Annotated in this window: 23 protein-coding genes and 1 pseudogene; 12 read left to right on the forward strand and 12 right to left on the reverse strand. The window is 60.3% G+C overall.

The genetic code is table 11. The features are described 5' to 3' along the window. Positions 1–107: 107 nt before the first annotated feature. On the reverse strand, positions 108–755 hold the full coding sequence (locus tag WMO66_RS04040; RefSeq protein WP_349135157.1) for a DUF8437 domain-containing protein: 648 nt from the start codon (positions 753–755) through the stop codon (positions 108–110). On the opposite strand from WMO66_RS04040, the pseudogene WMO66_RS04045 reads away from it, so the two are divergent. Further along, positions 672–931: pseudogene (locus WMO66_RS04045) on the forward strand (hypothetical protein); the annotation flags it as partial. The gene WMO66_RS04040 and the pseudogene WMO66_RS04045 overlap by 84 nt on opposite strands. 14 nt (positions 932–945) lie before the next feature. Here the strand turns inward: WMO66_RS04045 and WMO66_RS04050 are convergent. Both WMO66_RS04050 and WMO66_RS04055 read right to left on the reverse strand, forming a co-directional pair. After that, on the reverse strand, positions 946–2,097 hold the full coding sequence (locus WMO66_RS04050) for a sensor histidine kinase (RefSeq protein ID WP_349135099.1): 1,152 nt from the start codon (positions 2,095–2,097) through the stop codon (positions 946–948). Continuing rightward, positions 2,094–2,771, reverse strand: coding sequence for a response regulator transcription factor (locus tag WMO66_RS04055; RefSeq protein WP_349135100.1), 678 nt, complete (start codon positions 2,769–2,771; stop codon positions 2,094–2,096). The genes WMO66_RS04050 and WMO66_RS04055 overlap by 4 nt, the downstream gene beginning before the upstream one ends. A 148-nt stretch (positions 2,772–2,919) precedes the next feature. Here WMO66_RS04055 and WMO66_RS04060 point away from each other — a divergent pair, with 148 nt between their 5' ends. The 5 genes from WMO66_RS04060 to msrB all read left to right on the forward strand — a co-directional run bounded on the left by WMO66_RS04060 (position 2,920) and on the right by msrB (position 6,390). Continuing rightward, positions 2,920–3,066 carry a CD1871A family CXXC motif-containing protein gene (locus WMO66_RS04060; RefSeq protein ID WP_349135101.1) on the forward strand — a complete coding sequence of 49 codons (147 nt, stop codon included), beginning with the start codon at positions 2,920–2,922 and terminating at the stop codon, positions 3,064–3,066. After that, positions 3,059–4,000, forward strand: a complete 942-nt coding sequence (locus tag WMO66_RS04065; protein ID WP_349135102.1) for a 4Fe-4S binding protein — start codon at positions 3,059–3,061, stop codon at positions 3,998–4,000. Before WMO66_RS04060 ends, WMO66_RS04065 begins: the two co-directional genes overlap by 8 nt. A gap of 2 nt (positions 4,001–4,002) precedes the next feature. Beyond that, positions 4,003–4,980, forward strand: a complete 978-nt coding sequence (locus tag WMO66_RS04070) for a TlpA family protein disulfide reductase (RefSeq protein WP_349135156.1) — start codon at positions 4,003–4,005, stop codon at positions 4,978–4,980. Positions 4,981–5,007: 27 nt separating this feature from the next. Beyond that, the gene (locus tag WMO66_RS04075) at positions 5,008–5,145 is read left to right on the forward strand and encodes a hypothetical protein (RefSeq protein ID WP_349135103.1); all 138 of its coding nucleotides are present in this window, start codon (positions 5,008–5,010) and stop codon (positions 5,143–5,145) included. Between the two features lie 126 nt (positions 5,146–5,271). Continuing rightward, entirely contained in the window at positions 5,272–6,390 is a 1,119-nt protein-coding gene (msrB, locus tag WMO66_RS04080) for a peptide-methionine (R)-S-oxide reductase MsrB (protein ID WP_349135104.1), read from the forward strand. A 79-nt stretch (positions 6,391–6,469) separates the two neighbouring features. Here msrB and WMO66_RS04085 read toward each other — a convergent pair whose 3' ends face one another. The 6 genes from WMO66_RS04085 to WMO66_RS04110 all read right to left on the reverse strand — a co-directional run bounded on the left by WMO66_RS04085 (position 6,470) and on the right by WMO66_RS04110 (position 10,058). Then, positions 6,470–6,619, reverse strand: coding sequence for a DUF6061 family protein (locus WMO66_RS04085; RefSeq protein ID WP_435387783.1), 150 nt, complete (start codon positions 6,617–6,619; stop codon positions 6,470–6,472). 200 nt (positions 6,620–6,819) lie between these two features. Further along, the gene (locus tag WMO66_RS04090) at positions 6,820–7,341 is read right to left on the reverse strand and encodes a BUD32 family EKC/KEOPS complex subunit (protein ID WP_349135105.1); all 522 of its coding nucleotides are present in this window, start codon (positions 7,339–7,341) and stop codon (positions 6,820–6,822) included. A 119-nt stretch (positions 7,342–7,460) separates the two neighbouring features. Beyond that, positions 7,461–8,378, reverse strand: coding sequence for a hypothetical protein (locus tag WMO66_RS04095; RefSeq protein WP_349135107.1), 918 nt, complete (start codon positions 8,376–8,378; stop codon positions 7,461–7,463). Between the two features lie 241 nt (positions 8,379–8,619). Further along, positions 8,620–8,724, reverse strand: a complete 105-nt coding sequence (locus WMO66_RS04100) for a cysteine-rich KTR domain-containing protein (RefSeq protein WP_349135108.1) — start codon at positions 8,722–8,724, stop codon at positions 8,620–8,622. Further along, complete coding sequence (locus WMO66_RS04105; RefSeq protein ID WP_349135109.1) at positions 8,708–9,367, reverse strand: TetR/AcrR family transcriptional regulator; 660 nt, start codon at positions 9,365–9,367, stop codon at positions 8,708–8,710. The genes WMO66_RS04100 and WMO66_RS04105 overlap by 17 nt, the downstream gene beginning before the upstream one ends. Positions 9,368–9,425: 58 nt before the next feature. Then, complete coding sequence (locus tag WMO66_RS04110) at positions 9,426–10,058, reverse strand: TetR/AcrR family transcriptional regulator (protein WP_349135110.1); 633 nt, start codon at positions 10,056–10,058, stop codon at positions 9,426–9,428. Between the two features lie 179 nt (positions 10,059–10,237). Here WMO66_RS04110 and murI point away from each other — a divergent pair, with 179 nt between their 5' ends. The 6 genes from murI (at position 10,238) to WMO66_RS04140 (ending at position 14,448) form a co-directional block, all read left to right on the forward strand. Continuing rightward, the gene (murI, locus tag WMO66_RS04115) at positions 10,238–11,029 is read left to right on the forward strand and encodes a glutamate racemase (RefSeq protein WP_349135111.1); all 792 of its coding nucleotides are present in this window, start codon (positions 10,238–10,240) and stop codon (positions 11,027–11,029) included. A gap of 168 nt (positions 11,030–11,197) precedes the next feature. Further along, positions 11,198–11,461 (forward strand): DUF6514 family protein, encoded by a 264-nt coding sequence (locus WMO66_RS04120; RefSeq protein ID WP_349135112.1) that lies wholly within the window; start codon positions 11,198–11,200, stop codon positions 11,459–11,461. A gap of 73 nt (positions 11,462–11,534) precedes the next feature. After that, on the forward strand, positions 11,535–11,990 hold the full coding sequence (gene nrdR, locus WMO66_RS04125) for a transcriptional regulator NrdR (protein ID WP_349135113.1): 456 nt from the start codon (positions 11,535–11,537) through the stop codon (positions 11,988–11,990). A 207-nt stretch (positions 11,991–12,197) separates the two neighbouring features. Next, positions 12,198–12,452: a hypothetical protein gene (locus WMO66_RS04130; RefSeq protein WP_349135114.1), complete on the forward strand. Its 255-nt coding sequence runs from the start codon at positions 12,198–12,200 to the stop codon at positions 12,450–12,452. A gap of 6 nt (positions 12,453–12,458) precedes the next feature. Continuing rightward, positions 12,459–13,313, forward strand: coding sequence for a hypothetical protein (locus tag WMO66_RS04135; protein ID WP_349135116.1), 855 nt, complete (start codon positions 12,459–12,461; stop codon positions 13,311–13,313). Continuing rightward, positions 13,300–14,448 (forward strand): radical SAM protein, encoded by a 1,149-nt coding sequence (locus tag WMO66_RS04140; RefSeq protein ID WP_349135117.1) that lies wholly within the window; start codon positions 13,300–13,302, stop codon positions 14,446–14,448. Before WMO66_RS04135 ends, WMO66_RS04140 begins: the two co-directional genes overlap by 14 nt. A 57-nt stretch (positions 14,449–14,505) precedes the next feature. On the opposite strand, the gene WMO66_RS04145 is transcribed toward WMO66_RS04140, so the two are convergent. The 3 genes from WMO66_RS04145 to WMO66_RS04155 all read right to left on the reverse strand — a co-directional run bounded on the left by WMO66_RS04145 (position 14,506) and on the right by WMO66_RS04155 (position 18,965). Next, positions 14,506–17,184, reverse strand: coding sequence for an ABC transporter permease (locus tag WMO66_RS04145; RefSeq protein ID WP_349135118.1), 2,679 nt, complete (start codon positions 17,182–17,184; stop codon positions 14,506–14,508). Continuing rightward, positions 17,181–17,864, reverse strand: coding sequence for an ABC transporter ATP-binding protein (locus WMO66_RS04150; protein ID WP_349135119.1), 684 nt, complete (start codon positions 17,862–17,864; stop codon positions 17,181–17,183). Before WMO66_RS04150 ends, WMO66_RS04145 begins: the two co-directional genes overlap by 4 nt. 81 nt (positions 17,865–17,945) lie before the next feature. Continuing rightward, positions 17,946–18,965: a hypothetical protein gene (locus WMO66_RS04155; protein WP_349135120.1), complete on the reverse strand. Its 1,020-nt coding sequence runs from the start codon at positions 18,963–18,965 to the stop codon at positions 17,946–17,948. Between the last annotated feature and the right edge of the window lie 22 nt (positions 18,966–18,987).

Raw genomic sequence — 18,987 nt, forward strand, 5'->3', positions numbered from 1 at the left:
GAACTTCAGAAATCGGATCCTTTTCTGCAGCGGTGTACCGAAAAAACCGCGCCGGGGCTAAGCACCCCGACACGGTCTTGGATTAAGGTATTTTTGTTCCGCGTATTTCAGCAGGATATAAGGCTTCTTTCATAGCCGGTAAATATGTTGTTATAGGCTTCTTCCACCAGCCAACGGCGGTCCTCATCAAGCCAGATCCACCGCTTAAATTCTTCATTGATCAGGCGCTGCTTTTCCAGGGCGGCAAGGGTATCCCGCTCGTTGTACTCCGTTCCGTTATCAAGCAGCTTGATCTCCCGCAAGTTCAGTGTATTTTCCATGATGCGCAGTGCATTGTATCGTTCAAGTCCGTACTTGAACATCGCATTTTTGCTGTTTAAGGAGGCCAGATACGCGGGAAAGTCCGCAGCTATGAGGATGTAATTCAGCGTAATAATCTGTGGCGATTCTTCCATCCGCTCAGAGAAAAAGCGGTCACGAGGGACGAAGCTCGCTGATTCCTGTGTAGAGCCAGAAAAAACGCATTTTATCGAATGGGAGCGCGTCGGACAGGGCAGACATCGTCCGGCGCGCTCCTGTTTAAAAATCGCCATTTTTTCCAAGTCAAGAGCCGAAGAAAATCCCCGAAAAACACCCCTATTGCGTGACAGAGCCGCAGAAAGGATAAGCCTATGAGAAGAGGGCTGACCCAGCAGGAAAAAACCACCGAAATCTATTTTGACGAGAAAGACCCCACCATCTTCATCCGCACCCACAACACCGACCTCAAGAACAGGTTGACCGCCTATGCCGCAGCTCACCCCGGCGAGTGCCGTCAGACCCGGACACGGGCTGCAAGGAATTTGAGATTGAAAAGGGACGCTTCTCTTTCCGGCTGACCGCCCCATACAGAGAGGAACGCCGCCGGGCGGCAAGCGAAGCAACGAAAAAACGAATAAAAGGATTTTATGGCTTCGGTGATTGTTGCGTTGGCAACCCCACCGCAATGGTGGTGCCCTTCTCCGAACTCTCCTCCACCCAAACGGAGCCGCCGTGGAGTTCGGCGATCTCCCACACCAGCGCGAGCCCCAACCCTGCGCCACCGTACTCGCGGCTGCGGGACTTGTCCACCCGGAAGAAGGGCTGGAAGATACTGCGCTGATGCTCCTCCGGGATGCCGCAGCCAGTATCCGACACGCGAAGCAGGAGCTTTTCCGGCTCCTGTGTGACAGAAACCCGTACCGAGCCGCCCGGCCGGTTGTACTTGACAGCATTCTCCGTCAGGTTGAAGATCAGCCGGTAGATCAGTGCGTCACTGCCGGTCATAATGCCGTCACCCTCCGCCGTCAGTGTGACGCCGCGCTTATCTGAGAGCGGCGCGAGATCTGTGAAGATCTCCTCGATCATGGGGGCAAGCTGGATGCGCTCGTTCCGTGCCACCTGCTGCAAATTACTCATCTCCAGCAGCGTTCTGGTCATCTGCGTCAGCCTCTCCGTTTGCTCCCGCAGAAGGGTGAGAAACTCTGCCGTCTGCGGCAGCATGGCGGGATGCTCTGCGGAAAACAGCTCCAGCTGCGCCTGCATCAGTGCCAGCGGTGTGCGCAGCTCGTGGGCAGCGTTGCCGGTGAACTGCCGCTGGGCGGCAAAGGCGGTGTTCAGCCGCTCCAGCATCTGGTTGAAGGAGTGGCTGAGCTGCTTAAACTCCGGAAGCACATCTTCATCGATCTTCATATCCGCCAGATTGTTCATCTGCACCATTTCCACCTGAGAAGCAAAGCTGCGCAGGGGCTTGAGGGCACGTCCACTGACAAAGTAGGCAAGAATGCCGCTGAGCAGCGTTACCGCAGCCGTGATATACCAGTTGGTCGCGCGAAAGCGCCCCTGCGCCCCATCGACGACGATGGTCAGCTCATCGTCGGGCGCTACGAGCTGCGGGTCAAAGCTTGCTGTGCCTTCCTCATTCAGGATCACCGTGCCGCCGCCCTGTAAGCCGTCCACAATGGTGTCCATATAGTACACACCGGAGAAGCAGAGCAGCAGATTCATGGCCACGCAGGTGACGCCGATGAGCAGAACGGTCATCAGCGTGATGCGCCATTGTAAAGAGATCCGCTTCATGCTTCAGTGCCTCCCATCAGATAGCCTTCACCGATGCGGTTGCGGATGGGATCATAGCCCAGTGCAGCGCGAAGCTTTTTGCGCAGTGCGGAGATGTGGACCCGGATGGAGTTGCTGAAGCTGTCCACACTGTTGTCCCAAACATGATCCATCAGCTCCTCCTGACTCACCGGCCGGCCCTGATGTACCATCAAGTATTCCAGAATCCCCGTCTCCTTGCGGGTCAGTGTCATGGTCTGCCCCTTGACGGCGGCGGTGCGGGAGCGGGTATCAAAGGTCAAATCTCCGCAGACCAGCAGCACATCCTGCTGGGTAAACTGCCGCAGGGTCAGACTGCGGATGCGGGCCTCCAATTCAGCTAAGTGGAAGGGCTTTGCCAGATAGTCGTTGGCTCCCGCATCCAGCCCCGCCACCTTGTCCTCCACCTCGCTGCGCGCAGAGAGGATCAGCACCCGTGTCTCACGGTCGGTCTGCCGCAGGCTCCGCAGCACCGTCATACCGTCCTTCCTCGGCAGGTTCAGGTCAAGAAGCACCAGATCATAGCGCTCCACGCCCAGCAGCTCCAGAGCCTTCTCCCCATCGTAACAGTAGTCCACGCTGTAGGCCAGCCGCCGCAGGCTGCGGACGATGGTCTCGCACAGGGCGCGTTCATCTTCAATGACCAAAAGGTGCATAAGAGCCCTCCTTTTTATTATTTCATTTTCACGTTGTTCTTAATTATAGCAAAAACAGATAAGGTTTGCGTTAAATTTTCGTTCTTAACAGAGAATTTAACTCTCCTGCGCTATGATAGCGACAGAAAACCGGAAAGGGTGATGAAAAATGAGCCATGCGAAAAAGACGACGGTACAGGTTACCCTGTTGGCTGCCGCAATTGCCATGCTATGCTTCGGCGCCTGGCGTGGCGAGGCGGCGACGGTGCTAAGCAAGGCCATTAAGCTGTGTCTGGAGTGTGTTGGCATTGGGTAAAAAGAAGTTTACGGGCGTATCACAGTTTCTGGCGCGCTTCCGGGGCTGGATCCAGGCGGGTGCGGCCTTATTGACCAATCTGCATCTGCCGAATTTTCTTAAGGGCGGGCTGTACCAGGGCGCGGGGAAGACCGTCTGTGTGCCGGGACTCAACTGCTATTCCTGTCCGGCAGCCTCCGGTGCCTGTCCCATTGGGGCCTTTCAGGCGGTGGTAGGCTCGTCGAAATTCAGCTTTTCCTATTATATCACAGGAATTCTGATTCTGCTGGGCGTTTTGCTGGGACGCTTTATCTGCGGTTTTTTGTGTCCCTTTGGCTGGTTTCAGGAGCTGCTGCACAAGATTCCGTCAAGAAAGCTGTCTACAAGGAAGCTCAAGCCCCTGCGATACCTGAAATATGCTATTTTGCTGGTGATGGTATTCCTGCTCCCGGCGTTCCTTGTAAACGATGTGGGCATGGGGGATCCCTTCTTCTGCAAGTATCTCTGCCCGCAGGGCGTGCTGGAGGGGGCAATTCCGCTGTCTCTTGCCAATTCCGGCATCCGTGCGGCGCTGGGCAGCCTGTTTACGTGGAAGTTCGGCATTTTACTGGTGGTGATCGTGCTCAGCGTGCTGTTTTATCGGCCCTTCTGCAAGTGGATCTGCCCGCTGGGCGCGTTCTATGCGCTGCTGAATAAGGTCTCCCTGGTTCAGATGAAGGTGGATCAGAGCAAGTGTATTTCCTGCGGGAAATGCGCAAAAGCCTGCAAAATGGACGTGGACGTAACGAAATCCCCGAACCATACCGAGTGCATCCGCTGCGGGATGTGTGTCCGAGCCTGTCCGACCAATGCCGTGCGCTTCCGCTGCGGCTTTGGCACGGGAAAGCAGGGTACCGTTCTCCCGGAGAAAACAAATAAGCAAATGAATGATATTGTAAAGGAGAAAAAATCATGAACATGAAAATGACCAAAATTCTGACCGCACTGCTCCTCGTTGCGCTGGTGCTCAGTTTTGCTGCCTGCAGCAAGCCGCAAACGAACGGAGGCAACATGGCAACTGAAGACAACGCGGCTAACGCGATCGATGACCTTCTGGCAAAAGAGGCGGCCACCGCTGAGGAAGCGACGGCACTGCACACCCAGCTGATGGATGCCGAAACTGCGATCCTGAACGAGAACAGTGCGCTTTGGGAAAAGGTTTTCCTTTCCGCTGACAAGGGCTCTACGATGATCGAGGACGGCAGCAACTACGGTGACTTCCTGCTCAAAACGATCGAAAGCGCAAAGGATGAGTTCACCGAGGACGAGCTGAAGCTGCTGCAGAAGGACGGCGAAACGATCCGCAGCATTGAAGTCAAGGTCGCCGCTCTGGAGGAGAAGTTCCCTGGCTGCGGTCAGATGCCCTCCGGCGACGGCATGAGCGTGCCTGCGGGCGACAACATGATGACGCCTCCCGATGATGGCAGCCTGCAGAAGTTCCCCGCCTTTGAGGGAAAGGATCTGGACGGGAACGAGGTCAAGAGCGATACGCTGTTCTCCGGCAATGCCGTCACCGTAGTGAATTTCTGGTTCACCACCTGCAATCCCTGTGTGGGTGAGCTTGCCGAACTGGACGCACTGAACAAGGAGCTTGCGGAGAAGGGCGGCGCACTCATCGGTGTCAACACCTTCACATTGGATGGCGACGAGGCAGCAATTTCCGAAGCAAAAGACGTATTGGCCAAGAAGGGCGCGACCTATCAGAATGTGTATTTCGCTTCCGATGGCGAGGCCGGCAAGTTCACAACGAACATCTTCGCTTACCCCACCACCTATGTGGTTGACCGCAACGGCAATATCGTGGGCGAGCCCATCGTGGGCGCCATCACAGAAAAGAACCAGGCGGAAGCGCTGCAAAAGCTCATCGATCAGGCGCTTGCCGCCGATAAGGGCTGAGAGCGGGATCTCGAACAGGAGGTCTCAATGGGCAAGACGTCGTGTAAGCCGGCAGTCGTTCTGTTTCCCGCCGCACTGACGCTGGCCGGCGGCGTCGGCGGCTGGCTGTACTACCGCTATGTAGGCTGCGCTGCGGGCGCCTGCGCCATTACGTCCAACCCGTAGCTCGCCATCGGCTTCGGTGTCGCCTTCGGGCTGCTGCTCGGGATGCTCCTGCGGCCGTACGGCGGAGGGATGCCGGACCGCTGAAGGCGCGGAGCAAACCGATTCCTCTCGAAAGGAGGAAACACCATGATTCGGAGAGGATTGCCGCTTCTGCTTGCTGCGGCGTTGCTGCTGAGCGGCTGCACAGCCAATCAAAAGCCTATGCCGCAGGGAAAGGAAGCACAGGATATGGAAACAGCCGGGCAGTCCTCAGATACGTCCGGTGAGGAGAGCATGTATATGGATAACACGGAACATGTCATATATCTGGCGGGCGGCTGCTTCTGGGGCATGGAACAGCTGATGCAGTCTATTCCCGGCGTCATCGACGCCCAGAGCGGCTATGCCAACGGCACCTGCGAGGCGGACGCGGACTATCGGACCGTCTGCAAGGGCGGCACGGGATTCCGTGAAACCGTGCGGGTGGAGTACGACCCCGAACAGGTGAGCCTTGACGCGCTGCTACTGGCGTATTTCTACGTCATCGACCCCACGGTGGAGAACCGGCAGGGGAATGACGTCGGAAGCCAGTACCAGACCGGCGTCTACTATACCAACGACAGGGCGAGGGAGACCGTAGAGCGCATCGCGGAGATCGAGCGGGGGCGCAGCAAGAAATTCTTCGTGGAGATCGGGCCGCTGAAAAACTACTACCCCGCCGAAGAATACCATCAGGATTATCTGGAAAAGAATCCGAACGGCTATTGCCACATCCCGCGGGCGGAGATGGAACTGTTCTCCAAGCTTCGCATCGATCCGGGCGACTACCAAAAGCCCGCAGCAGAGTCCATTCGGGACAAACTGACGGTGGAGCAGTACCGCGTCACCCAGGAGAACGGCACGGAACGTCCATTCAGCAATGCGTTCTGGGATCAGTTCGAGAAGGGCATCTATGTGGATATCGTCACCGGCGAACCGCTCTTTTCCTCCACGGATAAGTTTGAGAGCGGCTGCGGCTGGCCGGCTTTCACAAAGCCCATTGAAGAGCCTGCCGTGGTGGAGCTTGAGGACAGCAGCTTCGGCATGCGCCGCACAGAGGTGCGCAGCCGCGCCGGAGACTCCCACCTCGGGCATGTGTTCACCGGCGATCCGGAATCCCCCAACGGCGTGCGCTACTGCATCAACAGCGCGTCTCTCCGCTTCGTCCCCTATGCGAAGATGGAGGCCGAGGGCTACGGATATCTCCTGTACCTGTTTGAGGAATGAATTCGCAAAATACAATGATATAAGAAACAGCGTCCCAATCATTATGATCCGGGACGCTGTCGTTTATGCTCATGTCGGTTTATTCAAACAGGACATTCAGCTTGCTGTTCAGAATCAGATCGGCATAGGCAAGCGGGTTCTTGTAGATCAGATCGTTCCGCTCTGACCGCTGGAAGCGGTTGTCGGCAACTTCGTTTTCAACGGCTGTGCAGTCATATGTTGAATTGATAGGATATAAGTTTGCTCATGGTCATACCTCGTTTGAATAATTTCGCCAGCAAAAGAAAACGGCGCTATCTGATCGGAAGTCCAGTCAGATAGCGCTTTTTATGGCGTTCCTTCTAATTCCGCTGAGATATACTTACCGCTTTTACATTTTACACATATCCGCAGAGATCGAATGCAGCGAGCTTTTAGGGCGGTTCTCTTTCAACCGTTTTCCTTCTGCTCCGCTCCCCGCCAATACTGCGCGCCCCAATGTACAAAGTCCCACTGCTCCTCGTAGGCATTGCACTCGTAGTCAATGTAATAAAGCACTCCGGCGCGCGGGACGAAGTTGGTGGGATAGTAGTCGATATTCAGTCCGGCCGGGTACAGCAGGCGGCACATGGCGTGCACCTGCGCAAGCCAGCCGGGCTCCGGCCGTCCCGCTTTGAGGAGCTCCGCGACCGTCGGTCCGGCGATGTACTCCTTCAGGATGCGCTCCTGCGGGATATCCGCCGCCAGCAGCCGCGGCATCGGGATGCCGAGCTTCCGCAGCGTTTCATAGTCGCGGAGCTCCGATTGCAGCTTGTCGCCGAAGGTGTAGTATTCGCAGGGCTCGTGGTGGATCTGCTTCAGGACATACTGCGAGGCCCCATCCGTCACAAGATAGGAATATCCGCCCTTTCCCTTTCCCAGGAGCCGGAGCACGGCATATTCCGCGCCGTTTACGGTCCATGCGTCAGGCATGGCAGCGGAGCATGTCCGGCGTGATCGGCACGCCGTTGAGCGCCGTCCACAGGGCTCCGCAGGTCCCGCAGTCCCGTCCGCAGCGGCCGGTCCATTCGTCCATACGGCATTCTCCTGATTCATACAGCTTCCCCGTTCGGGTGGTCCCGGCTTTCCCCGTACTTTTCCTCCAGTTCCCGCGTGTGCGCGCGGAGTAGCTCCAGCGCCCGCGTCTGAATGCACGAAAGCACCGTTTGGTCCGTATCTGCAAACTCTCGTCCGATCCTTGCGGAGGCGACCGCGTGACTGTCGTCCGGTTTGCTCTCGTCCGCTTCCGACAGGAACTTTTGCAGCAGCCCTGGGTCGCCGGAGAAATGCAGCTCCACCAGCTTGGCCCGGTATTCCAGCTCCGCCGGGGTGATCTGAGGGAATCGTTTTCTGTCCACGGTATGCTGCGCCTCATGCTTCAGGAGAGAGACCCGGAACCGCTCGCTTTCCAGATCATACGCCTGCTCGATGCAGTTGATCGTGCCGTCGGGCGAGGCCCAGCCGCCCGTGCCGTACCGGCCGAAGGTCAGATAATCCATCCAGCTCCGGAACACGAAGCCCTTGAGAAGATTGACGGTATATTCCGCCGATCCGTCCGGCAGCTCCACCTGATAGACGGCCGGGACCGTTTCGCGCCAGACATAGGGGCCGTAATAGCCCTGCGTTTTCCCGAAAAGCGCATGATAGCCCTCCGCTTCAAACGCCGCCTGCAGCCGCTCCGTCAGCCGTGCCTCGTCTGCATCCGGCAAATCCAGGCGCTTTTTCAGCCGCGCCAGCAGTTTGTCCGCGGCCTCCGCCTCCGGCAGGCCGCAGTAAAAGGTATCCCGGAAGTAGATCTGATACAGGCGCAGGATATCGTTGAGCGGGGCCGGTATCCCGTAGGTGCGGTATTCGCAATTCTCAAAAATCGCAAGGTAGGCCGGTAGAACATCCCGGAATTCCTCGTGCGCGCGCATATGGGCAATGGCGCCCCTGACGTCTCCGCGCAGGAAATACTGGCTGATATGCATTGCTGTTCTTCTTTCCCGATTTGGACCCGATCCGGCCGCACGTCCGCCCGGCAGACCAGAACGGTCCACAGCACGAAGGCCGCGAAAAAGCCAAGCGCGCTCCAAAGAAGCCTTTTGTTTTGTTTTTCCATGTAGATCTTTCCTTTGCAGCAATGATTCTTGCCATCCGCCGGGAACCATTCTGCACGATCCCGGCGAAAAAGGAAAGAATCTGTCTGTCACATGGGCGACACGGATCGTGTCATGGCCGCTTTCGGAGCAGCAGGGCCTTCCCTGCCAGCAGGCGCAGGCGCGTCTTCGCCCCGCACATCGGGCACAGGACCCACCGTTCACCGGGCTGTTCCATCGTCTCCCCCACTTTCCGGCGTTTTGCCATGAACCATGCGAAAAAAGAGTCCCACATGCTTCCGGAGCCGCTCCAGACACTCCGCCTCGCGCTCCGGCTGGCGGTCACAGACGCCGAGGAGCGTCACGACCGGCGCGACATACAGCATCGCCAGCGTGTCCGGGTCCTCCGGACAAATTTCTCCGGCCGCGATCAGGGCGCGAAAAATTCCGGCATGATAGTCCAGCACGCGCCCGACATAGCGCCGGGAGTACAGCGCCGCCAACTCCGGCGAGCGGAACTGCTCGATGGTCATCATGCGGCGGAAGCGGCTGATGGTCTCGTTGTGCAGGGAGTAAGAGAAGATCTGCCGCACCTTCTCGAACAGGGCGTCCTCCGTGATCTCCGTAAAAACAGGAATGTCCTGCCCCGCATCCTGCACATGGATGTCGATCCGGTCGGTGTCCGCCTCATACTGCGCCGCCGTTGCCTCGACGATCGCGTCGAAAATGGCCTGCTTGCCCGGAAAGTGATTGTAGAGCGAAGGAGCCTTAATGCCGACCGCCTGCGCGATCTCGCCCACACTGACGGAATCATAGCCCTTCGCCGCAAACAGCTCCAGCGCCTTGTCCAGAATTTTCTGCCGGGTATCCTCCTGCTTCATGCTCGCGCCTCACTAACTAACGTTCGTTAGCTATATTATAATCCGCTTCTTGCCCTTTTCAAGAGGTTTTTTCGGCCGTCAGGCTTTTTTCCGCCTCGATGCGCGCGATGAACCGGTCAATGTGCTGCCGCAGCAGGTCCGTGACGGTCTCCTTCTGCGCCGCGCCGTCATAGACGCTGTAGAGCAGGAACATCGGCCCGTAAAACTCCAGTGCCAGCTGCATGGCGGCCTCGTCCGAATCCGCCAGCCTGCGGAAGATCGCCGCCATATACTGCAGCGGCCCGCCCGCCAGATAGTCCTGATACAGCTGCGCGAGCTTCGGCTCGCGGTATTGCTCCAGCGTCAGCATCCGGCGGAAATTCGCGGCAAACGGCTCCTTCGTCCAGTGGTCGAACTGCGCCTCGCTGTAGGCGCGGATCTTGCCGACCGGCGTATGGAGATAGGCCTCCGCAAAGCCGTCCGGCTCCGTCTCCGGCATCTCATATTCCGCTGCGCGGGCATAGTCCATTTCGTTCATCCGCTCCACGATCCGGTCCAGAATTTCCTGCTTGCTGCGATAGTGCTTATACAAAGCGCCCTTTGTGATGCCGAGCTGCTTTGCGATGTCGCTCATAGAGGTCCCCAGATATCCACTCTGCGCGAACAGCTCCAGTGAGACCTCCAGAATGCGCTCTCTGGTATTGCCTGCCATGTACGCTCCCCTTTCGTAACCGTTCGGTCACATTTATATTATAGTAACCAATCGGTCACTTGTCAAGCACAATTTTGCAGAGGTTCGCCGCACCGCTGCATTTTCCCTGCCCGGAATTTGCTTTTTCGGCAGAAAAGGTGTATAATAAGAAGCTGGACAGTTGGAAAGGAGGCGGTCGTATGGGCCCCATTGCCGTATTTGATTCCGGTGTCGGCGGACTGAGCGTCCTGCGGGAGCTGGTCGCGCAGATGCCGAGCGAGCATTTTCTCTACTTCGGCGACTCGGCCAACGCGCCCTATGGCACGCGCCCGACCGCAGAAATTCGTTCTCTGACGCTCGCCCATGCCGAGCGCCTGTTTGACCGGGGCGCAAAGGCCCTTGTCGTGGCCTGCAACACAGCGACATCCGCCGCCATCGGTGCGCTGCGCGCCCGCTGGCCGGATCGGGTCATCATCGGCATTGAGCCTGCGCTCAAGCTGGCCGTTTCGCGCCATCCCGGCGGCTGCATCGGCGTACTGGCCACGGAGGCCACGCTCCGCGAGGAGAAATTTGCCGCCCTGCTGCAGCGCTGCGCCGAGAACTGCCATATTTTGAAATGCCCCTGCCCGGAGCTGGTGGAGTTCGTCGAGCGCGGTGAGCTGACCGGTCCCGCACTGGAGCGCTGCCTTGCTGCGCGGCTTGCCCCGGTGCTTGCCGCCGGGCCGGACGCCCTTGTGCTGGGCTGCACCCACTTTCCCTTCGCCGCCGGGGCCATCCGCCGTGTGGTGGGGCCGGACGTCGAGCTGCTGGACGGCAGCGCGGGCACGGCGCGCGAGACAAAGCGCCGCCTGCTGGACGCGGGGCTGCTGGTGCAGCAGGGCGAGGGCAGCGTGACGATCGAAAACAGCCTGGATTCCCCCGCCATTCTGGCGCTGTCGCGGCAGCTGCTGCACGCGCCGATCTTCCCCGGGCGGGAAAGTTTCGACAAATAGCGACTTGTTCTCCAACTTTTCGTCCGGTGTTTTTCTGCCCGTTGTCGAATAATGAAAGGAAAAGCGAAGTTTTCGACTGATTTCTTCCTTTCGTTGTCGGAATATGCAGAAATTTCACCGTAGCGCGCAGGTCGGTTCTGTGGTTCAATAGGAACCGGAGGTGGTCCCATGAAACACAGAACGCTGATCGGCCGCGCCGGGGTGCGCTGCGCGGACGGACACCGCGCCCGGCTGGACTATTATCTGCTGCGCTCGGGCGGGCGCTTCGGGCTGGAGGTCCGCATGCGCCGCGGGCAGGAGCGATGCCGCGCCTGCCTGCCGGAGCTCTCGCCCACGCCGCGCGAGGTGCTGCGGCTCGGCCGCACACTGCACCGCGGGACGGTCACGCCCTGCGCCGTGCGGGACGTGCTGGAGGAGCTTCTGTCCCGCTGACGCAAAAAAGCAATGGACAAATTTGACAGGATTTGATAAACTAAAAGAAACGAAACAAAAGGGGAAAATTGCCATGAAATGTCCCTATTGCAGCTATCCCGAGAGCAAGGTCGTCGATTCCCGCCACTCGGACGACGGCCTGAGCATCCGCCGCCGCCGCGAATGCCTGCAGTGCCAGCGGCGCTTCACGACCTATGAGACCGTCGAGAGCCTGCCCATCGTGGTGGTGAAGAAGGACGGCAGCCGCCAGTCCTTTGACCGCAATAAAATCCTCAACGGCATGCTCCGCGCGTGCGAAAAGCGCCCGGTCAGTCTGGCCGCGCTGGAGACGGCCGCGCTGGACATCGAGCAGATCCTGCAGAACTCCCTCGAGCGCGAGGTCAGCACCGGCCAGATCGGCGAGCTGGTCATGGAGCGGCTCAAGCCGCTCGACGAGGTCGCCTATGTCCGCTTTGCCTCGGTTTACCGCCAGTTCAAGGATATCAACAGCTTCATGCGCGAGCTGAACAAAATTCTCGAGGAAAAGTGAGGCGCAGAACTTGCTGCCTTATCTGGAAACATATGGAAATTCCGGACGAAGCCGCGGGAAAAGTTGCATTTTCTGCAAAAAAACGTTGACAAAACGCGTTCTCTGCGCTATGATTACGGTAATTAAAGAAAATCCGGCGGTTTGTCCTTTGACGCGCCTCTCCTGCGCATTCGCGCCGCCGTTCGCATTCTGAAGGGGGAATTCCAGATGAAGCAGTATCAGAAGCCCAAGGTAAATTACGAGAATTTTGCGCTGGCAGAGCATATTGCAATGTGTGATTACCAGATCGGTAGTGGTGATCCTATACAATGTAAAATTATCAAGGATAATTATGATGGCGATGGTGCAGACTTTGTAAACGGTTTTGCTGAGACAGAACCTCATGTCACCAAATGCGATTTTATTGTTCCAAACTATTGCTATACCAACGGTGCTGATATGCCGAAAATTTTCCAGTCCTGACTCTCTGTGGAATCGATCTCTTTCTCCATCGCAGGCTGTGAGATCCGCCTGCTGATGCCGTTCCGGCCGGAGGTCACGCGCGGCTTCCAGCCCTTCCTCTGTGCGCCCGGCGAAGCACCCCTGACTGTCTCGCTGCTGCCCGTGCAGGCTCTGCCCGAGGTCCGCGGCCGCGAGCTTCTGCGAAATTATGCCTTTGCCGTCTTCCGAACGGAGGACGGCTTTTTTCGCGTCTTCCACGACCGGCGTGAGGGCGACCGGCCCTACGCCGTCGGCCATTTGGAGCAGGACGGGCGCGAAACCATCGAATATCTGGAGGCCGACCGGGGCTTTTTCTCCGAGACGGCCAACTGCTTCTCCCACATTGCCCTCGAGGCCCTGCTGCTGCAGCGGGACGCCATGATCCTGCACGCCTCGTTCGTCTCCACGCGCTACGGCGGGCTGCTGTTCTCCGGCGTATCCGGCATCGGCAAGTCCACGCAGGCGGACCTCTGGCAGCGCTATGAGGGCGCGGAGCTCCTTAACGGCGACCGCACCGTGCTGCGCCGCATGGACGGCGTGTGGACGGCCTTCGGCTCGCCATACGCCGGGTCCTCGAACTGCTTTGTAAACGAGAGCCGCCCCGTGCGCGCCATCGTCCTGCTGTCGCAGGGCAGCGCGTGCTCGCTGCGCCGCCTCTCCCCCGCCGCCGCGTTCCGCGGCCTGTATGCGGGAATGACCGTCAACCTATGGGACGACCGCTATGTCGCGCGGGTCTGCGACCTGCTGGCGGCGCTGGACGTTCCCGTCTACGCCCTGACCTGTACGCCTGACCGCGCCGCGGTCGACTGCCTGAAAGCGGAGTTGGAACATGAAACAGCCTGAACGCTATGTTGAACCACGCCTGACACAGTATCTTTTTGACCGCGCCAGCCGCACACTCACGCCGCTGAGCGGTACCTTTGAGCTTTCGCCGGTGTGCAACCTCGCCTGCAAGATGTGCTATGTGCGTAAGACGCCCGCCGAGGTCGCCGCCTCGCCGCGTCCGCCCGTCGGGCTGATCCAGTGGCTGTCCATCGCCGAGCAGGCGCGCGACGCAGGCATGCTCTACCTGCTGCTGACCGGCGGCGAGCCGTTCCTGTGGCAGGACTTCTGGCCGCTTTACGAGCGGCTGAGCACGATGGGCTTCCTCATCTCCATCAACTCCAACGGCACCCTGCTGGATGAGGCCCGCGTGGCCCGGCTGGCCGAGCATCCGCCCACACGCATCAACATCACGCTCTACGGCGCGGGCAATGAGACCTACGAAGCCCTGTGCGGCCGCAGCGGTATGTTTGACCGCGTGGACCGCGCCATCACCCTGCTGCGGCAGGCAGGCATCCTCGTCAAGCTCAACTGCTCCCTCACACCGCACAACGCGGGCGATCTGGAGCGCATCGTAAGCTATGCCGCCGAACGGGACCTCATCCTTGAGGTCAACACCTATATGTTCCCCCCGCTGCGCCGCGACCCGGCCATGATCGGGCGGAACGACCGCTTCACCCCGGCGGAAACGGCGCACTATCACATGGAGCGCTACCGCCTGCAGCGCGGCGAGGAGGACTTCACCCGCTTTCTGCAGAACATCCTGCGTGGCATCGCCCCGCCCCCCGGTCTGGACGAGGACTGCGTCGACCCCGTAGACGGCACGATCTCCTGCCGCGCGGGCAACGCCTCGTTCTGGGTGACGTGGGACGGCTGGCTGACGCCCTGCGGCATGATGCCGAAGCCGCGCATCGAGCTGAAGGGCAAGCCCTTCCGCGAGGCCTGGAGCGAGCTGACGCGCGTCAGCGCGGCCCAACGTCTCTCCGGCACCTGCACCGGCTGCCAGAACCGGCGCATCTGCCACTCCTGCGCCGCCATGGCCATGGCCGAGACGGGAAGCGTCTCCGGCATTCCGAAATATCTGTGCGAAATGGTCTGGGCCATGCGCACGGAGGCCGCGCGGCTGCTGGCCGAGCGACAAAAACCAACAGCATAGCCTTTCGCCCCCGGCAGGGTCACCTGCCGGGGGCGAATTTTGTCGTATGGGCGCGGATCAGGTCGTTTCGTTCTTCAGGGCATCAACGGGATTGTCGCGCTTGATCTTGCGCATGGCATACATCATGGAGAGAAACACAACGAGGAACACCATGACCGACGCGATGATCACAGCCGTCCAGTCCAGCCGGAAGTACGACGCGCCGATGAAAGAGGCGGAGCGATACATCAGGAAGGCCAGCGCAACCGACAGCGGCAGGCCGATGAGCAGGGCCCGCGTGCCGTAGAGCAGGCACTCATAGCAGATCATGCGGTTCAGGCCGCCGCGCGTCATACCGGCCGAGCGCAGCATCGCAAAGTCCCGGCGGCGGAGCAGCACGTTCGTCGTCGTGGTGTTGAAGACGTTCGCCACACAGATGAGCGACATCAGCGTGATAAAGCCATAGGCGAACACGCGCACCACGATAAGGGCATTCTCCGCGTCGCGGTACTCCTCCCGTGCGTCATAGAGGTTGCCCTCCGTATAGGTCTCGCCGGAGGCGTTCACGACCTCCTCCAGGCTCTTCTGGGCCTGCTTCGCGTCATCCGTCACCAGCATCAGCGAGCCGGTGTTCCGGGCAATGCCCTTGGCCATGGAGAACGGATAGTACAGCACGAGGCTGTCAGAGCCGCTGTTCGTCAGCTGCGTCTCCGTCCGGCCAACAATTGCAATCCCATCGCCGAACGACGCCGGGCGCGGCTGATAGGTCTGCTTCGTCTCGTTGTAATAGTAGCTGACATAGCCGCCGTCTTCGTAAGCGGTATAGACGTATTTCGAGCCGTCCTCGAGGCTGTCCGCGCTGAACGTGCGCAGCGCCGTGACGCCGTCGTTCAGTACGCGGCCGGTATAGCTCAGGCGGTTGTTCTCGTCATAATAGGTCACGCTTGCGTGGTCACAGACGATCGCGCCGGGCGCGGCATCATACTCTGCGCGCGTCATGCCGATAGAGGCGAGGATGGCGTTGAACGTCTCGTCATCGAGGTAGCAGGCGGAATAGCTCCGCGCTTTCTCGGTTCCGGCGCCGGATTTCTCCAGAATATTCCGGTAACCGCTGGCAAATTCATTCCTGTCCAGCACATAGTCGCCGTTGTCACAGGAGGCAAACCACACCTTCTCGACGCCATCCGCCGCCCGCAGGGCGGGCAGCATGGCAACATCCTTCTCCCCTTCGCCCGTGGAATAGGACAGGTCATAGGGCGGCAGGTTGACGCTCTCGGTCACGCTCTCCGTCAGGTACATGCCATAGGTACTCGCCGAGACGAACAGCAGCACACTCATGGCAAGGGAGAAGATCGTGGCACGGTACTTTTTACGGCTGCGGTGGAAATAGCGGCTGGAAAGCAGGCCCGGCAGGCCGAACAGGCGGTAGCTCAGGCGGCCGGAGCCGCCGTGTTTTGCCGCCGCGCGCACGTCGCGGCTCTGGCGGATGGCCTCAATGGGCGAAATGCGCATGGCACGCCGCGCCGGGATCTGCGCCGAGAGGAAAACCGTCGCCAGCGCGATCAGGGCCGCCGCCAACAGGGTCAGCGGCGAGGCGGCAAACCGCATCGCGACCTCGCGTGTGCCGATCAGGCCGGAAATGCGTGGGCTCAGCAGGCGGATCGTCACCCACATACCGCCGCAGCCCGCAAGCAGGCCGAGCGGAATGCCGATGAGCGCGACCGTCCCAGCCTCGGCATAGACCGTCCGGCGGAGCTGCGCCCGCGTCGCGCCGATGGACGCCAGCAGGCCGAACTGCCGCGTCCGCTCGCTGACGGAAATGGAAAACGCACTGTAAATCAGGCTGACGGAGCCGAGCATGATGAGCAGGACAAAGATGACCACAAACATCAGCAAGAATCTCGAATAGTTGCCATAGCGGAAATTGCCCTGTGTGCGCAGGTAATCCCAGTTCATGCTGATACCGCCCTCGGCCGCATCGGAATAGCGCGCCATGACCCGGTCAAGCGTCTCCTGCTTTGCATCACGCAGCAGCAAATAGACATCATACAGGCCGGTCTGCGGCTCATTCTCCTGCACCGTCAGGGCAGAGAAGCCCGGCGCGGAGTAGTCTTCAAAATTCGGGCGCTGATAGACGCCGACGATCGTATAGGTGCGCGTCTCGCGCGCCAGCAGCTGCTCCGGCTGCTCCGGCTCGTCCGTCAGGCCGGGGTCCGCAGACTCATCGCCTTCCGGCTGGAAGCCGTTGTTCTGCCACAGCCGCCAGCCGCCGGAATAGCGGTCGCCCAGCTCGAGCGTCAGCGTGTCGCCGACGAGATAGGTCCCCGCGTCGGAATAGGCCTGCAGGTGGTCCGGGATGAGCAGCTCCGTGCCGTTTTCCGGCATACGGCCCTCGACAAGATGGACCGGCATCCGGTCCGAAAACCCGGCGTCGATGGCCTCGACATACAGATAGGGCTTATAGGCGTTGTTGACCGTGACCTCTGCATAGCCGAGCACCTCGGCGGCCGAAAAAGCCTCGATATCACTGTCGGCCCGCATGGAGGCCAGTGTGTCGGCGTCCACATTATGCACGCCGAGATAGTAAGCGCCGTCCAAATAGGCCGTGACCCGCTGCAGATGCGTCATCAGCGTGGTCGCGAACGTCGTCACGGCGGTAAACATGGCCGCCGAAAGGATCACGCCGATGATCGTGACGATCGTCCGCATGCGGTTTGCGCGCATGGAGCGCTGCGCAACACGGTGAAACACATTCATTTGCGGATCACCTCGTCCCGGACGATGTGGCCGTCCTCGATGGCAAGCACGCGGTCGGCCTGCAGGGCGATGGACTCGTCATGCGTGATGACGATGAGCGTCTGCCCGTACTGGCGGTTGGAGTATTTCAGCAGCTCCACGATCTCCTGCGAGTTCTTGCGGTCAAGGTTGCCGGTCGGCTCGTCCGCCAGCACGACGGACGGCGCGTTGATGAGCGCGCGGCCGATGGAGACGCGCTGCTGCTGACCGCCGGAAAGCTGATTCGGCAGGTGCTTTTCGCGGCCGCGCAGGCCGAGCGTGTCCAGAAGCTCCTGGAGGCGCGCGTCATTCACCTTCCGTCCATCCATCAGGACGGGCAGCGTGATGTTCTCCACCACGTTCAGGACCGGGATCAGGTTATAGAACTGATAGATGAGGCCGACCTCGCGGCGGCGGAAGATCGCCAGCGCCGTGTCGGAGCGGGAGTAGACGTCCTCCCCATTCATATAAACGTGGCCGCTCGTCGGGCGGTCCACGCCGCCGAGAATATGCAGCAGCGTCGATTTGCCGGAGCCGGACGGGCCGATGATGGCAAGAAACTGCCCGCGCGGGACGGAAAAGCTCACGTCATCCAGCGCATGGACAGCGTTCTCCCCCGTGCCGTAGGTTTTGGTCAGATGTTCGACCGTCAGAAGATCCATAGATATTTTCTTCCTTTCGTTTGATGCCTTCATTTTACCATGCCCCGGTGACGGGCCAGTGACTCGCAGGTGACAATTTTGTCACATTCGCGGCACAAACAGCGCCGTCGCCCGGTGGGGATCGTCCGCAAGCTGCACAGCGCACGGACCGAACAGACGGCGCACCGTGCCATCCGCCTGCCGCAGAGCGAGAAAGCTCCCGCTCCAGAGCAGGCCGTCCTGCGCCCGAAGCTGCATGGGGTCATAGCCGCAGACAGCAAAGTCCCCCTCCGTCCGCTCCGCCGTTTCGAGCAGGGCCCGCAGCGTCACACGCCGCGCCGACCGCTCCCGTTCGAGCCGCCGCTCCGCCTCGGCCAGAAGCTCCGGCTGCAGCCGTACCTCCGGCAGGCTGAGCTGCCGTGCGAGCTGATCCGCGATCGGTTCCCCGCCGGGGTGCACCGGCATCGGCAGGCCCTCCTCTGCCGCCCGCCGCAGCAGCCACGGACCGCTGTCATAGGCCCCGCGGCGCAGGTCCGGCCACTGCAGCAGCCGCTGCGCACTGCGGGCATAGGCACCTTTGCAGGCCGCAGGCGACAGGCGCGCCAGCGCAAGGCGGCCGACATATTCCGCCGTCCCTTCGATGGTCTCCATGCGCGCCTCCTCCAGGAGAAGCTCCGGCTGGAGCGCCGCGCGGCTCTGCCGCAGAGCCAGTACCTCGGAAAGCGGCGCGCCGCCTGCCAGGGCGCGGTGCTCCTGTGCGCGCAGGGCCAGAAACGCGGGCTGCGGCTCCGTAGCCGCCAGCACCAGATCGTCCGGCCAGCCCTGCTCGCCGCAGCGGAACTGGAAGCTGTGGAACATCTCGTGCACGAGCGAGGCCGCAAGCCCCGCAACATCCGCAGGCGGGTCGGCCTCCATATCCCAGATGGCAAGATACTCCCCCTGCCGGCACACGCTGGTGTTGCCGTAGAATTCCGCCGGGCGGGGCACCATCTCACCGTTCAGAACGGCCGTGTCGTGCGTGTACAGGGCAAACGGGCAGGGTGCAAAGCCCGCCCACAGGGCCGGGAAGTCCAGCCTGTCCAGCTGCTCCCGTACCCGATCGTACCAGTTTTTCAGATCCATCGTCTGCACCTCCTTTCCCACA

Source organism: Faecousia intestinalis, assembly GCF_040096185.1.
GTDB lineage: Bacteria > Bacillota > Clostridia > Oscillospirales > Oscillospiraceae > JAZOXB01.